Source organism: Nostoc piscinale CENA21 (assembly GCF_001298445.1).
In the GTDB taxonomy this organism is placed as follows: domain Bacteria; phylum Cyanobacteriota; class Cyanobacteriia; order Cyanobacteriales; family Nostocaceae; genus Nostoc_B; species Nostoc_B piscinale_A.
In genome coordinates, this window is the sequence record NZ_CP012036.1 from 4923349 (window position 1) to 4937162 (window position 13814).

Annotated in this window: 8 protein-coding genes and 1 pseudogene; 3 read left to right on the forward strand and 6 right to left on the reverse strand. The window is 40.2% G+C overall.

All coding sequences use genetic code 11. The annotated features are described in order from the left end of the window. Nucleotides 1-17: 17 nt before the first annotated feature. Nucleotides 18-917, forward strand: a pseudogene (locus ACX27_RS21090) (hypothetical protein). 14 nt (nucleotides 918-931) lie between these two features. Next, nucleotides 932-2854 carry an Hsp70 family protein gene (locus ACX27_RS21095; RefSeq protein ID WP_062295296.1) on the forward strand — a complete coding sequence of 641 codons (1923 nt, stop codon included), beginning with the start codon at nucleotides 932-934 and terminating at the stop codon, nucleotides 2852-2854. 33 nt (nucleotides 2855-2887) lie between these two features. Here ACX27_RS21095 and ACX27_RS34680 read toward each other — a convergent pair whose 3' ends face one another. Genes ACX27_RS34680 through ACX27_RS32975 form a run of 6 tightly spaced genes read right to left on the reverse strand, consistent with a single transcriptional unit; the run spans nucleotide 2888 to nucleotide 10972 of the window. Continuing rightward, nucleotides 2888-3310, reverse strand: a complete 423-nt coding sequence (locus ACX27_RS34680) for an RNaseH domain-containing protein (protein WP_062295297.1) — start codon at nucleotides 3308-3310, stop codon at nucleotides 2888-2890. Nucleotide 3311: 1 nt separating this feature from the next. After that, on the reverse strand, nucleotides 3312-4292 hold the full coding sequence (locus tag ACX27_RS21105; protein ID WP_062295298.1) for an RNaseH domain-containing protein: 981 nt from the start codon (nucleotides 4290-4292) through the stop codon (nucleotides 3312-3314). 4 nt (nucleotides 4293-4296) lie between these two features. Continuing rightward, entirely contained in the window at nucleotides 4297-6039 is a 1743-nt protein-coding gene (locus ACX27_RS21110) for a pPIWI_RE module domain-containing protein (protein ID WP_062295299.1), read from the reverse strand. A gap of 2 nt (nucleotides 6040-6041) precedes the next feature. After that, nucleotides 6042-9467, reverse strand: coding sequence for a pPIWI_RE_Z domain-containing protein (locus ACX27_RS21115; protein WP_062295300.1), 3426 nt, complete (start codon nucleotides 9465-9467; stop codon nucleotides 6042-6044). Continuing rightward, nucleotides 9451-10296 (reverse strand): restriction endonuclease-related protein, encoded by an 846-nt coding sequence (locus ACX27_RS32970; protein WP_200929832.1) that lies wholly within the window; start codon nucleotides 10294-10296, stop codon nucleotides 9451-9453. Before ACX27_RS32970 ends, ACX27_RS21115 begins: the two co-directional genes overlap by 17 nt. A 46-nt stretch (nucleotides 10297-10342) precedes the next feature. After that, nucleotides 10343-10972 (reverse strand): hypothetical protein, encoded by a 630-nt coding sequence (locus ACX27_RS32975; protein WP_200929833.1) that lies wholly within the window; start codon nucleotides 10970-10972, stop codon nucleotides 10343-10345. Between the two features lie 139 nt (nucleotides 10973-11111). Here ACX27_RS32975 and topA point away from each other — a divergent pair, with 139 nt between their 5' ends. Beyond that, a complete protein-coding gene (gene topA / locus ACX27_RS21125; RefSeq protein WP_062295301.1) occupies nucleotides 11112-13277 on the forward strand; it encodes a type I DNA topoisomerase in 2166 nt (721 codons plus the stop codon). Nucleotides 13278-13814: the final 537 nt, after the last annotated feature.

Below are 13814 nucleotides of genomic sequence, written 5' to 3' on the forward strand. Positions count from 1 at the left end.
ACTAATCAAGTTAACCAATGAAAACTATCAGCACACTTTTTTAACGCAGAACGTAACCAACTACAGATAGAGATTGATAAGATAACTAGTATTGAACAAGTAGTTAAACTAGTTCAAAATCGACTCGATAATTTAGAAAGAATTTATATTAGTGAGTTAAATTTAACTCAAGTCCGTTTAGCATCATTTTTTTTTTGGAGATGCTGCAACAGTCAATCGGTAATTTGACTGTAGTTAATCAATCTCCAGTTGAGTCACAAGAACAAAAACAAATTAGTAATTTAACTACAAAATTTCCCCCCAAAAGATTAATCCTAAAACTGCTCAAGGCGCTGATTTATGTAGGCATTTTAGGTGCTTTATTTTCCTTAACTAAAATTAGCCTCAGTGCTTGGATGGGTATCTTACTAACTTCATTGCTTCTCGGTTTAGAAGTTGTGTTGCAACTGGATAAAAGTAATGTTACCTCCACGGAATTGTTAGAGATACCCCAACCTGTGCTGCGAGTGGATAGTAAACTGCTTTTAGATAACTTAGCCGATGCGCTGAATACTATTGATATCGCAGTGGCTAGGTTTGCTGAAGGAAACAAATTAGAAGACGATCGCACCTTAGAAGAATTACCAGAGTTATTGAATTTTCTCCAAAGGCTGATGGGTGCGTCATTTCTTGAACAACCGCAAATGGCGATCGCTTTAACAAAACTCCTCCCGCAAATTCTCATGTCTCAAGGAATCCGCGCTCAAATTTACCAACAGCAAGCACCACAAAATGAGCGAGAATATTTTGATTTTGAACCCAGTATCGACCCAAATACCAAAGATTACGTTACCATCACACCTGCCTTGTTAAAAGGCGATCGCTTACTCCGGCGCGGTAGAGTGATTGAACCAGCGTACTCCGAGGCGAGAGAATAGCAGACAATAAAAGTATGAAAATTTCAGAAACAATTGGTTTTGATTTAGGACATGGTGAGACAGCCGTAGCTAAAGCGATAGTTGAAAGCATCGAACCGCCCCAAATGTTGGAAATTAATAATAAGAAAAATCAAATTACCGCTTTAGGTTGGCATCCCAAACTTGGTTATTTGGTAGGAGAACAAGCCTTAATTCAAGCTGGTGTTACTCAACTGACAATCTCATTCAAGCAAAAACCCAACCACGATCCTAATTACAGAAAAACAATATCAACTTTTCTCGCTACTTACTATCACAAACTGCAAGAAAGTAAACAAATAGAAGGCGATGAGAGTAGTTATTTTTACATTGGTTGCCCTTCGGGATGGTCAATAAGCGATCGCCAAGCATACCAAAAACTACTTCAAGAAGCTGGTATTCCCCACCTCAACGTTATACCAGAATCTCGCGCAGCTTTCATGCAAGCCAAAGAAGGCGGAAAGTTGGAATATGAAAAACTCCTTGCATCGGTGCTAATTGTCGATATTGGCTCTTCCACCACAGATTTTACCTTGGTAAAAAGCTTACATGAAATTCCGTTAGATTTCGGAAGTAACGCTTTAGGTGCATCCTTAATTGATAAAGCGATTTTTGCCAGAACTCTTGCCAAACACGAACAAAAAACATTACTAGAAAAAGTATTTCAAGAATATCCCCATCATCAAGCCCGTTGTGAATTAGCTTGTCGCAAAGCTAAAGAAGATTATTTTTCTAATGAACAGTTATATAACGACCCGCAATCTTTTGCCCGTGGTTTTGAGTCCATCAACGAACAGATTTATTTTATTCCCCAAGTCAACAAAGTGATGATGGAAGAAATTCTGCATCAACCTTTAGCCGAACTGGGAAATAAAAGTTGGGTTCAGGCTTTTCATGATGCTGTCAGCGAAGCCAAAGCCAAACTAGAACAACTTGATACAGTCCCAAAACTAGTGCTGATGACTGGTGGTGCATCCCGAATGAAATTTACCCACCAAATTTGTCAGCAAATATTCCCCGAACCAGCAACCCAACTCCGCCCTGATCCTGAACCGGAACGCTGCATTGCACTGGGTTTAGCGCGAGTCGGAAGATGGGATTTACGGGCGACAGCTTTTCAACAAGAAGTGAATCAACTATTATATTCCCAAAAACTCAAAGAATTGATTGCTAGACATATCCCAGAGTTAATTGAATTGTTAACTCAACCATTAGCCGACAACTTGATTGAACAAGCCGTCAAACCAGGGGTAAAAGAATGGCAAACAAACAAAATCCGCACTCTGGCAGATTTAGAAATATCCATGAAAAATCGTGCAGAACAGTGGTTAAAAAGCAACGCCGCCCAGCAAATAATTAACAATCAATGTATTCGTTGGTTTAACAACAAAATTCAACCAGATTTAGCCGCAGTTACAGATCCCATCTGTCGGAGATTTCACATACCCAGAAGTAGTTTAAGGTTTGAAGATAGCATCGAACCAGCTTTTGTTAATCCAGAACTACGAATTGGCGATGCGATTCTAGCTGACACCGTGGCGTTTATCGTCAATGTCGTCATTGGTGGCGGTACTGTTGCTAGTCTCATTACCCTCATTCTCACAGGACACTTAACCTGGCCGATCGCATTAGTTTATGGTGCTTCTGTCATGGCAGCAGGTATGGAACTAAACCGGAAAACTGTCCAAGAAACAATCAAGAAAAATTTCGATATTCCCAGTTGGATTCGTTCTAATTTAATGAACGATCAGAAAATTGCAGATATGTGCATTCAAATCAAACCAGAATTAGAAAATGTCTTTCGAGAACAATTAACAAATAATCAAACTGCTTTTGAACAACTCACCCAAAAAGTTGAACAAGGTCTACAAAAAGCACTGGCAACGAAAGTTCAAGAGGCGATTATTTTAATTCAATAAAAGTGATGTGCGACTTTGATAATTAGCACCAATTTAATCTGAATCTGTGTCATTCTCGGTTTCATCATCCTCAATAGTAAAATCGCTGATGTAGTCACGCACAACACGCTCAAAAAATAAGGGAGCAGGTAAAGCAGTCCAATCGCTGTAGTGACCAAAGCCGTAGCGTAGTGACTCAACAAGAGCCGCTAAGTCATCAGGGTTATCTTCTGGTTGGCGCAAGGTAACGACAATCTCAAGGGGATTTGGAGTAGGCCAGCGACCTGCAAACGGAGCTTGTTTAGTGAGTAACCCAGTTTTTTTATCTAGACTGTAGGTTGAGCGATAGCAACTTTGACCACGAGTATGTTGATGTGGTAGTTCACGCGCCACAGATAGATAAGCTACGCATCCAGTTTTGTTAGTAGCACTTAGTCGAAATAAGCCAGTTGCACTAGATGCTGAAGGAATTTCCATGTCAGGCGGCAGTTTTTTTTAGTTCTTCTTTAGTTCTTGGATCTTCTACAGAAGTTTCTATTATATGTCTAGATTTTTTCTCAATAATGCCAGGGGCAAGTTCTTGGCGTATGCGAATTATACGTGCGCCTTGCCAGTTAACTTGCATATCTTGATACGAACCAAGGTTAATTTCATTAGCATTTATTCTAATATCAGCTAACCAAGGCCATAGTTGAACGCAGTTGGAAGAATCAATTATCACCAATGGTTGCTTCCCTGCTTCCACAGAATCAGAAATAACTTTTTCTACAAAGTCCATGAATCTAGTCTGGCGTACCTCCTCTTTATCAGCCAGTTTAATAGGAGTAAGTTCAGCAACAAAAGCTCGTGCATCAGAAAAACTAATCCACGAACTGATTACTAAATTTCCTTTATCATAAGCACAGCAAAATTCACATTTACCTGTATCCACATTGATGCGGATTGCTATTGGTAAAAATGTACTTTCTATTTTGCCACGAACGCGACCTTTTTGTTTACGGACGATTGTAATTACAATAATTTCTTTTGGTTTAGCTTCCGGTGAAATATTTTGCAAATACTTATCAACTTTTTCTTTGATACCATCAATGCGACCAGAATGAGCAAAAATTAAGTCTTTTAATGCTGACTGCATCCGATGAAAAAAGTCTGCAAGTTTAAGACTATTTGTTTTCCGTATCTTTTCAATGGGTAATAGAAACTGCACAGCAGCACCAGCCATTGCTAATGCTTTGCGGGTTGAGGGTTTATTAACTTTATCGTCAGGTTTGACATTGTTTTGTCCATTAGGATTTGGATAAAACTGCCGCGCCATGATTAAGCAGAAAGTTGGCTGATTGAACTTTTTAATTTGCTGTGCAGTGGATTCCCATGCTTTAATTCGCTCACGCGATCGCTCTTTAGCTTTCAAATCTTTTCCTGGTAAAGATTCTCGTGACCCGTGGGTATTTTCTGGCAAGCGACTAATTTTTTATGTCAAGTGTATCTCCCCATAAAAGTTTAGTAATTTTTTGCAACAGTTTCGCTTCTGGTTGTAAATGAGCTTCATAAAAGATAAATAATAAAGGTCGTTCATTGGGATACAATCGCTGCATTGCTGCTTGGTTTGCCTGAATAATTCCTTGAAGTTCATCCGTCTGATTCTTTGTGCGTCCTTTGAATTGAAGAGCTTTTATTCCCCAATGAATACCTTCTAAACGAATGCCAAAGTGTTTACTTAGCAAATCATCAATTTGTTTATCATTGAGTTGATCGAGATATTTCGGAGTAAATTCCAAGTTTGTATTTGTTTCCAGAGCTTCCAAAACACCGCCCAGCAGTGTAGGAAGATTAATCATGCGTGATGCTGTATCATCTAGTTTGTGGGTAGATGGTACTTTTTTGTAATCCTTCAATATTTCGATTCCTAATGGTTGAAGAATTTTAGCTATCGCTTCAAACGCATCTAATTTATCAATCTCCGGTACACCTGTTTCAATACCGTATCTTACTGAAGTTTCTTCGTCGTCTTCTGAATTATCTTGAAGTCCATTACGGTAAGTTAGAAGTACCTCACAATTATCAGTAGAAGCTAAACCAAAAGCGATTTCTTGTCCATCACTAGATGACCCTAGATTTAATTTTCTCCGCAGGATTTCAAAATCCTTATCTGTTCTCCAAACCCATTTTACCTTCTCTTCTTTGTTAGTTTTAGCATTCTTACTGTTTTTGTCTCGTTCGGCTTTGACTTGATAGCTAAAGGCGCGATCACTATGCTCTTGAGAAAATATAAAGCCGCTAATATTTCTACGGTCATATTCAGGAGCTTTTAACTGTGTTAACCAGCGACGTTTAGAAACATCAACTTTTAATAAAGGTTGATGTAAAGATGGATAAGTAATGACTTCCAATCTCACTACAAAACTGAATTTTCCTTTTGTGCCATCTAACGAAATCGGATCTGTAATCAGTTCTGCAATACCAGAAGTAAATGTACCATTGCTAAAAATAACACGTTTCATCGGCCTTAAACCAGGAAAAATAAATTTCCCAGAAATTTCACGAGCTACATAATCTGCAAGCATTCGATACGCATATTTATCTTTAGGTTTAGTTGTATTCGTCTCTTTATTCCAATCCCAAGGTAATACTTGAGATTTGAATGGAGAAACTTTGATCAACTCTCCTTTTTCTTGCAAATCTTCCAAGCGTTCAATAATCTTTATTGATATATTCTCCTTCTCAGCAAATGATTTAAGATAGGTTGTCAACCAATCATTAATAATTGGGCGAAGCATTCTATTGATTTCTTCTTCATTGCCACCATTAAAGTAAACAAAAGGTTCTGGTAACTTATCGCCTTTAGCAGAATTAAAAGCATATTTGCTAAGACCTATTTCTGGCTCAATTCTTGCTGCATCTTTTAAGACTACTTGTAGAAAATTTCGCAATGAGCCATAAGGAATATTTTTGACCTTAGCTCCTTGTTGAATCTCGCCAAAACATTGCAACGCTGGTTTTGTCCAAGTAATAGTACAACCCTCTACTATAATTGGGGTTAGTTTATCTGGTACTGTGAAAGCTAAAGGAAATTTTGCAATTGATTTGCTTGCCCCTGGCTGGATATACAATGTATCTGAGACAAAATCACCTTCAATTTCTTCATCTTCCTCTTCTGCCAAGAAATCTTCTTCAAATTCAATTTCATTATCAAAGTTATTCATCATTTTTACATCTCCAGTATTGTTGAAAAATCGTCAAAACCTGCTTCTTCATCCGCAGATTCTTCTAAGGAATGTAATTCATCAGGATAAGTTACTCCTTGAATGTGCTGTAAAGGTTTTAGGAATGCGCCATACAGTTCTTGATAAATTTCTCGAATTACGGGGTCTTTATGGTTTACACATTCTTCTAAAATGATTCGCATCTGAACCAGCATACTATCTCGTCCAGAATCGGGTTTACCTTCTGTTGATTTTTTAGCCCAAGCTGCATCAACAAAATAAACTGAAACTGGGCATCCATTCCGCATTCCTCGACCAATTGTTTGCAGAATAGCTACCATTTGATTAGCCGTAAATGATTTGAATAGTTCAGTCCCCAAACGGCTTGCCATTAAGGGTTCACGCAACAATCTATTGGCAGTTAACCACAGGTCTTTTCTTGATTGTCGCCAAGCTGTTGCTATGGCATTCAAATCTTCTGTTTCACTAAAAACTCGACTATCAAATTCTTGTGTTGCTCGTCCTGTCAAGCTATACAAAAGCTGCATATCATCTTTAGTAGGGTGAGGACGAGTGAGGAAATAAATTGAGCCAATTGCTGCATCTAGTTTTCTTTCCCCTTTGGTAAATACAATATTGACACCTCTACCAATTGCCAGCAGGGGAAAGATTAAAATATCACAGTTCTCATCATCTCCTAATGCTTCACATTGCGCAGAAGTGACAAAATCCTTTGGTTGTTCTCCTTCTTTCAAAGAGTTAACAACTGCTTTTGTATACCTACCAATATCAGGATAATAGTTATTGATGTATTTCTTAATATCACGAGCTTGGTCATAACTGTTAACAACTAAAGCGGCTTTGCGACGAATATCAGACTTGACATCAAATTTATTCATAGCTTTATAAATTTCAGATTTAGTAGTTCCTCCTTTAACAAGAGCATCTACCATTAGCTGAAGATTACGTTTTTGCAGGTTGGGATCGCCTGCGCCACTGTATAGTAGAGGTTGATCGCCCTGTTGGCTATCTGGAAACCATTTGAAACGATAAATGCTTTTTGCTGATGTATGATTTTTTGGCTGACGTGCTTTGAGTAAATAATGTGGCCCGGCGTTAATATGATAGGCTGGACTGGCTTGTAAAAATGATGTAGCTGAGGTAATTAAAATAGCTGGGCTTGCTTGTCCATTATCCGCTTCTAACAATCGATGAAAGCGGTGCATTAACATCCGAGGCGCACCTACAAATGTAATGTATGATAATTCCATATTTCTCGCAGCAGTGCGCGTTGTTTGTGCTTTGAAAAAACTGTATTGCACACCAGAAAATGAACCTAAAATGCTTTCTGGAATAAATTTTCTTAGTTCTGGTGATGCAGTGGATTCTACAATGGGTTCACGAATGAAGCCTTCTGCAACCATTGTTCTTGTCCCTGGTACAATTCGCTGATAACCTAAAATTACGAATGTAACAGTTATCAATAATTTAATTAAATCCTCAGCTTCGATAGTTAATTGATGCTTGGGAAAACAGAGTTTGAAAAATAATGCGATAATTTCTTGGACGATCGCATCACGATGTTTAATCAGATTTTCAGCTAAGTAGCGGCGAAAATGCTGAATAAGAGTATTCCATTCCTGCTCTAAGGTTTCTCTATTTATCCCTATATAATGAGGCCAAAAATCTGCTTTAAAATCTTGCGGATTATTAACTCCTGTGCGGTCATAAAAGGCGTTATACGCTGCTTTTTCCCAAAATTCAGCTAACGCTCTACTTCTGGTAACTTCTGTTTTTACCTCTTGTTCATCAATTTCATCTGGCTTAGTAGATTTTTTAAAAATATTCAAGAGTTCGCTAACAATTCGTAATACAGTCAACAATTGATTTTCGTAGCGTTCTTTTACCCGCGACGCTGACATATTATGGATGGTGGTAATCAAAGAGGTATTATGATTACCAAATTCCGCTAAGTCACGACTGTAAAGTTCTATATCCCGATCAAATAGTCGATAGTTTTCACCACGAGCAAAGCGATTATGAATTTGTTCGAGAATGACTCTATGAATTGAGTGTTCTGAGCCAGAAATACTTAAAGTTGCCGCGCCATAATCATCTAAGACTTTCTGCACCATGTCGCCTTCATCGAAAACAACTAGGTCAAAGGTTCGGGCAATTAATTCAAAATATCGTAATTGTTCATAAGTCGCATGGGGTGATATTTGAGTATCGAGCGATCGCACATGACCAACCCAAATATTTGCATCTAATAAATCTCGCTGTGCTTTATTACGACCGCACATTGTCCAGAGGGGACACAGGCATTTTTTCATCTTTCCCTGTTTCCCTCCTCCTTGCAATATCTCATTACAAGGTGCGTAACCAAAGCCCCACAAAGACATATCCGCAGTAGAAAATGCTGGTAGAACGCAGTTAAGTCCAAAAACTTCTGCCTGTTCTAAGCTGTAAGCAAAACCACCATTGTTTCCTGTAGTGGCGATCGCTTCTGCAATATTATCTGCGTGGCGACGACGAGTTTCATCACCTTGACCGACAAGCATTCCCACCTTAACTTGATGAAATGCCAAATCGGCCATGTACTGTCTAGCAACTTCAATCGAGGGAAAAACAAACATGGCTTTATAGTCATGTAGCCCCAACCAGACAGCTATCAACACCAGCAATGTTGTTTTACCCGACCCTGGCAAACCAATTAAGTGTTTGATATCCTCCAATTCCAACACATCATCTTCTTTCCGCAGTCCTTTTCCAGCCTCCGACACCATCAAGTCAAAGCGTTCAAAGCGATCAGCCCAATTACCTAATCGTCGCTCAGGGTCTTGCTGTTCACGCTTGTCCATTTCACGAGCCAAATCACGCAATTCTTTTAGGGGAATGCAAATCTTTCCTCGTGGTTGGCGGTTGAGGGAATGTGTACGACGTGCAGCAATCGGCGCAGAGATACGAGGAATGTCTAACTTTACGGAGGTTGAGTCTTCACCTAACGCCACAGCCATTGGCTGACGAGGATCGGCAACTGTAAAACCATAGGTATCGTAGGGTAAAGAGGTACTGAGAATTTGCCGCGCCTTTGTAATTAACGAATCTTCTAAAGCGTCAGTCCTTTTAAACTGAAGTGTTTCAATATCAATTTCATACGTCCCTTGAGTATTGTTGGAGTAATGATAATTGTTGTAAAGAGCGATCGCGTGCTTCACTGACTGGTGTGTTACATAAGCCAGTGACATCTGACGCATATTGAAAATAGCTTGACGAGCTTGTGCAAAGGCAGGTGCATTTAAAATGCTGGCCATACCTGACATAACTACTGGTGCATACTCCAGTGAATTAGTGCCGATAAATTCTTCCATAAAGACGCAAAGCCAACAAATTCGCTCTGCACCTTTCCAAAAATCAGGTTTGGTTCGCATAGGGTATCTTCTTTAAAAACTCAATTACCGAGGAAACTGACATAATCTCTAAACTGGCTGCATCACCTTTTTTATCGAGTGTTGATTTGAGTGCAGAAATGTAGCTTGGGTTATCCTCAATTAAGCGATCGCTCACAGCTAAAATCCGACGACGATAATAAATCAACCCGCCAATACTACGATTGAGACGCAAAGCTAAAGTCACCGGACTTGTGTAGGACTTAGCATCAATTCCAATTGCTTTTTCATTAATCGCTATATCGCATAAATCCGACTCTGGATAAAGTTCCGCATCTAGTCCGTTTTGTCTAGCTGTATCAAATATCTTTAATTCGTCAATTGCTGGGCCTGTCCAGTAAGTAAGAATTTGTGGCTTGGCAATTCGTAAAATGTCTTCGTTGGGATCTAGTTTTTCGGATACTTTTGGCAATTCATGGCCAATACACTGGCGAATGGGACACCGCCCTTGTGCCAAAAGTCTATTGTTAGGGTGAGGTCGCATAAGTGTGCCACAGTGGGCGCAACGGTTTGCTAAACCATCAATTAGCCAAATATCCGGTACTAAGTCGAAAAATCTATCAATGATCGTGCCCTGTAAAGGAGTTAAGTCATTGTCAACTAAGTAATCAAATAGTTGGCGTTGTCCAATCAGAGAATACCTACCAAACAACTCTCGTAGTGCAGTGTAAGCCTTATGCTGACGGCGACCACCCAACCTTTGGGTTGCGTCGCATAACTCAGTATAAAGTCGATGTTCAATGACATTATTTTCGCCAAAACCGCCACTGAGGTTGGCAATCTCTGCACAATCTGAGGTGGGAACTCGCAAATCTGGATCGATGATGGTTGCGTTAGCAAAGCGAAAGTCTGATTGGTTAAAAAATTCCTAACCCCCAACGCTCAGAACCAAGCGGGTAGCGTGCGTTATCCAAAACAGTGTGTACACAAGCCGCGCGATCGCATTGTCCTTCTTCAATATATAAACGACCTAATTTGCACATTGCTTGATAGAGTTCTGGCGGCAATGTACTATCTTCTTGCCGGACAATTTGTTGTCCCGGTAGCACTCGGTCATATTGGCGGATAATTCCTTGTGCTAACAGAACTACGGCATCTTCTGCCAGATCCATTGCTGGTCTGTGTCCAGTCGGTAACGGCAAAGAAGTTGTTGTGATGGTGGGTAGCCATGTAGGGTCTTGTCCTTGAGCTTCCGCCAGAATTTGCAGCTCTAAAGTATCTTCAGAGAAAGAAGGCAATACTTGAGCGATCGCCGCTAGTGTCCAACCCTTCTTTAATAGTAAAATTGTTGTCAATCCCTCCAAAATTTGACGAAATCCAAATTCTTGCCCTTTAGGTTGTGATAAAAGTTGCTTTGCTCTCCACGCACGAACAGTTCGCAAGGCTGGTGGCTCTACTGATAGTTTCAGGTATTCAATCTGGCGTTTCAGTTCTTTTGTTAGTGCCTCCGCAGTTCCCTGCCATTGACGCACGCTTTCAAATTCCATATATTTAATTTACATTGAATACTGTTTACACTAAACGATGTAAAATGGAATGTCAACAGGTTATACTGGATCAAAAATCAACATACAGAGTTTTTAACTCCTATTCCATTGATGTAGCTCTAAACTTTAACGAGAATCTATGCCGAAACGCCTTCTAGTTGTTGAATCTCCTGGGAAAGTCAAAAAGCTCAGTCAAATTCTGGGTTCTGATTGGATTGTGCGAGCTAGTTGTGGACACATCCGCGAACTGAGTAATACGGGGGAAGATTCTTTAGGTTTCGTCATTGATGATGGTAGCGTTAAGTGCAACTATGTACCCCGTGACCAACGGTCTAAAGAAACTATCCAGCAGCTAAAGGCAGTTAGCAAGCAGGTTGATGAAGTTGTTCTCGCCACAGATCCAGATAGGGAAGGTGAAACAATTGCTTGGCATTTAAAAGAAGTGTTGGGACTGCGAGAACCGAAACGAGTTATTTATAGTGAAATTACTGCATCGGCGGTGCGAAGTGCGATCGCAAATCCTCGCAAACTAGATTCTAACTTGGTCGGTGCTGGACTTTGCCGTGACTGTCTCGATAAGCTGGTTGGTTATAAAGGTAGCCCCTTGGTTTGGGCGTTAAACAATGGTGCGAAGAGTGTCGGCCGAGTTCAAAGTGCGACTTTGCACTTAATATGTCAGCGAGAACGGGAGATTGTCACCTTTGTACCCCAAGACTATTGGAGTGTGTGGGTAGACTACGCTGAAGGGTTCCGAGCTTTTTATAAAGGTACAGCTAATTCTCCCACAGATGCACCGGAACCAGAAACGGAAACCCACGACGATGCAGCAAGTAATAACACCCAAGCACCAGAGTCTAAGCGGGTGCTTTCGGAAGCCGAAGCTATACGCTTAGTTGAAGAAGCTCGTCAGCATCCGCATCAAGTTGTTCATGTTGAAGGTAAAACTGTTTATCGTCAACCACCGCCACCCTTTACTACTTCCACTCTGCAACAAGCAGCTGGTTCTAAGCTGAAATTAGCTCCCGACAAAACGATGGTTTTAGCCCAAAAGCTGTATGAGGCTGGGTTAATTACATATATGCGGACAGATTCAGTCATCTTAAGTCCTGAGTTCTGTGCTGCGGCTCGTAAGTGGTTGGAAGAACATGATCCGCAGAATGTACCACAGCAAGTTGCCAAGCATCGTAGCGCCAAAACAGCCCAGGAAGCCCATGAAGCGATTCGCCCAACTGACGTTTTTCGTCCATCAGTCCAGCTACGTCAAGAATTACCGCCTGAAGAATTTGACTTGTATGTGATGATTTGGAAAAGAGCTATCGCCTCTCAATGTCGGGCGGCTCAACTGGGCAAAACTCAGATTATCACGCAGTCTAATTCACTGTTATGGCAAGCTAGAGGGCAAGTAGTCGAATTTTACGGTTACGCTCGCTATTGGAATAACCTCAGCAAAGATTCTGTGTTACCTGTTGTCCAGCAGGGACAAGGATTAACCCTAGAAAATGCCAATTTCGAGAAAAAACAAACTCAGCCGCCACCACGTTACAGCGAACCGAAATTAGTACAACTGATGGAGCGTAAAGGCATTGGTCGTCCTAGTACTTATGCTCCCACGGTTGCGACCTTAAAGAAGCGGGGTTATGTGCAGTTAACTAAGGGTAATCTGCAACCGACAACGCTGGGGTTAGAAGTGGATGATTTTTTACAGAAAGCTTTGCCAGATTTACTAGAAGCAGAGTTCACCGCCAAAATGGAAAGCGCCCTCGATGCGATCGCAGAAGGTAAACAAGGCTGGCAGCAATACTTAACAACGTGGAATAAAAATTACTTTGTTCCAGCTTTAGCCAAAGCCAAAACTGTTTTTATTAGTCCTTCAACTACAAAATCTTCCGTAGCTGAACGCAAATATGATACTTCTAAAACTCGCTGTCCTGAATGTAATAATTTTCTCGCTAAAATTCCCAGTAGCAAAGTCAAGAAAAAATATTTCCTCAAATGCACAAGCGGTTGTGCAAACATAGTCCTATTTTGGAGTGACTTCAGCAAGTCTTGGCAACCACCACGCACCCAAGAAACCAAGTCAGAAAATCACTCCCCAACTCCTGCTAAATTAAGCTCATATCCTTGTCCAGTTTGCAAGAAACCACTAGAAGAGTATAACTACACCAAAGACGGACAGAACAAAACTATGCTGCGTTGTTCTGCGGCATCTCGTCAAGATAAAAAGCATAAAGATGTGGCTTTTTTTAGTACCGCCAAAGGTTGGTGGAGTCCGAAGTTTGGCGAGTTGAATCCAGATGGTAAATAATTTGTCTGGTGGGGTGACAAAGCTACTGAAGCAAAGTCAGTAGGTAATACCAATTCACAATTCGCAATTCGCAATGACGCTCGCAGGCTCGCTACCGCTACGCTAACGCAATTAAAAAACTTAGATACAGCAAAGCTTTTAGGGTTTACATCTGTATCAAATTTTTCGTGAAATGGTATAAGTGTGACGATTTTTAAATAAAAAAGATAGGTTATACCATTTTGGATTTTAGATTTTGGATTGGGGAATTGCTTACTGGTGAGCTTTTCAGTAATCCATTTGTCGCAATCATTTTTCAAATTAATGTTAAGTATTATCAACAATATTTATCAAATGATAATATCTAAATCCCACAAAACATAATTTGCTAAATAATGTAATATTTATCACTATCCTTTAGTGGTCAATATCTTGTACCCTTATTTTTGACAGTGATGGTATCTTTCACTCAAAATACCATTCATATCATATCCTTTTTTACGCGGGGAATGTCGGCATTAAAAACCTAGTAATTGAATACTTTATTACGCAGTCTTC

Excerpts from the sequence above, each read along its gene's own strand:
- ACX27_RS21095 (WP_062295296.1), top strand. The coding sequence starts at position 932 with ATGAAAATTTCAGAAACAATTGGTTTTGATTTAGGACATGGTGAGACA.
- ACX27_RS34680 (WP_062295297.1), bottom strand. The coding sequence starts at position 3,310 with ATGGAAATTCCTTCAGCATCTAGTGCAACTGGCTTATTTCGACTAAGT.
- ACX27_RS21110 (WP_062295299.1), bottom strand. The coding sequence starts at position 6,039 with ATGATGAATAACTTTGATAATGAAATTGAATTTGAAGAAGATTTCTTG.
- ACX27_RS21115 (WP_062295300.1), bottom strand. The coding sequence starts at position 9,467 with ATGCGAACCAAACCTGATTTTTGGAAAGGTGCAGAGCGAATTTGTTGG.
- ACX27_RS32975 (WP_200929833.1), bottom strand. The coding sequence starts at position 10,972 with ATGGAATTTGAAAGCGTGCGTCAATGGCAGGGAACTGCGGAGGCACTA.
- topA (WP_062295301.1), top strand. The coding sequence starts at position 11,112 with ATGCCGAAACGCCTTCTAGTTGTTGAATCTCCTGGGAAAGTCAAAAAG.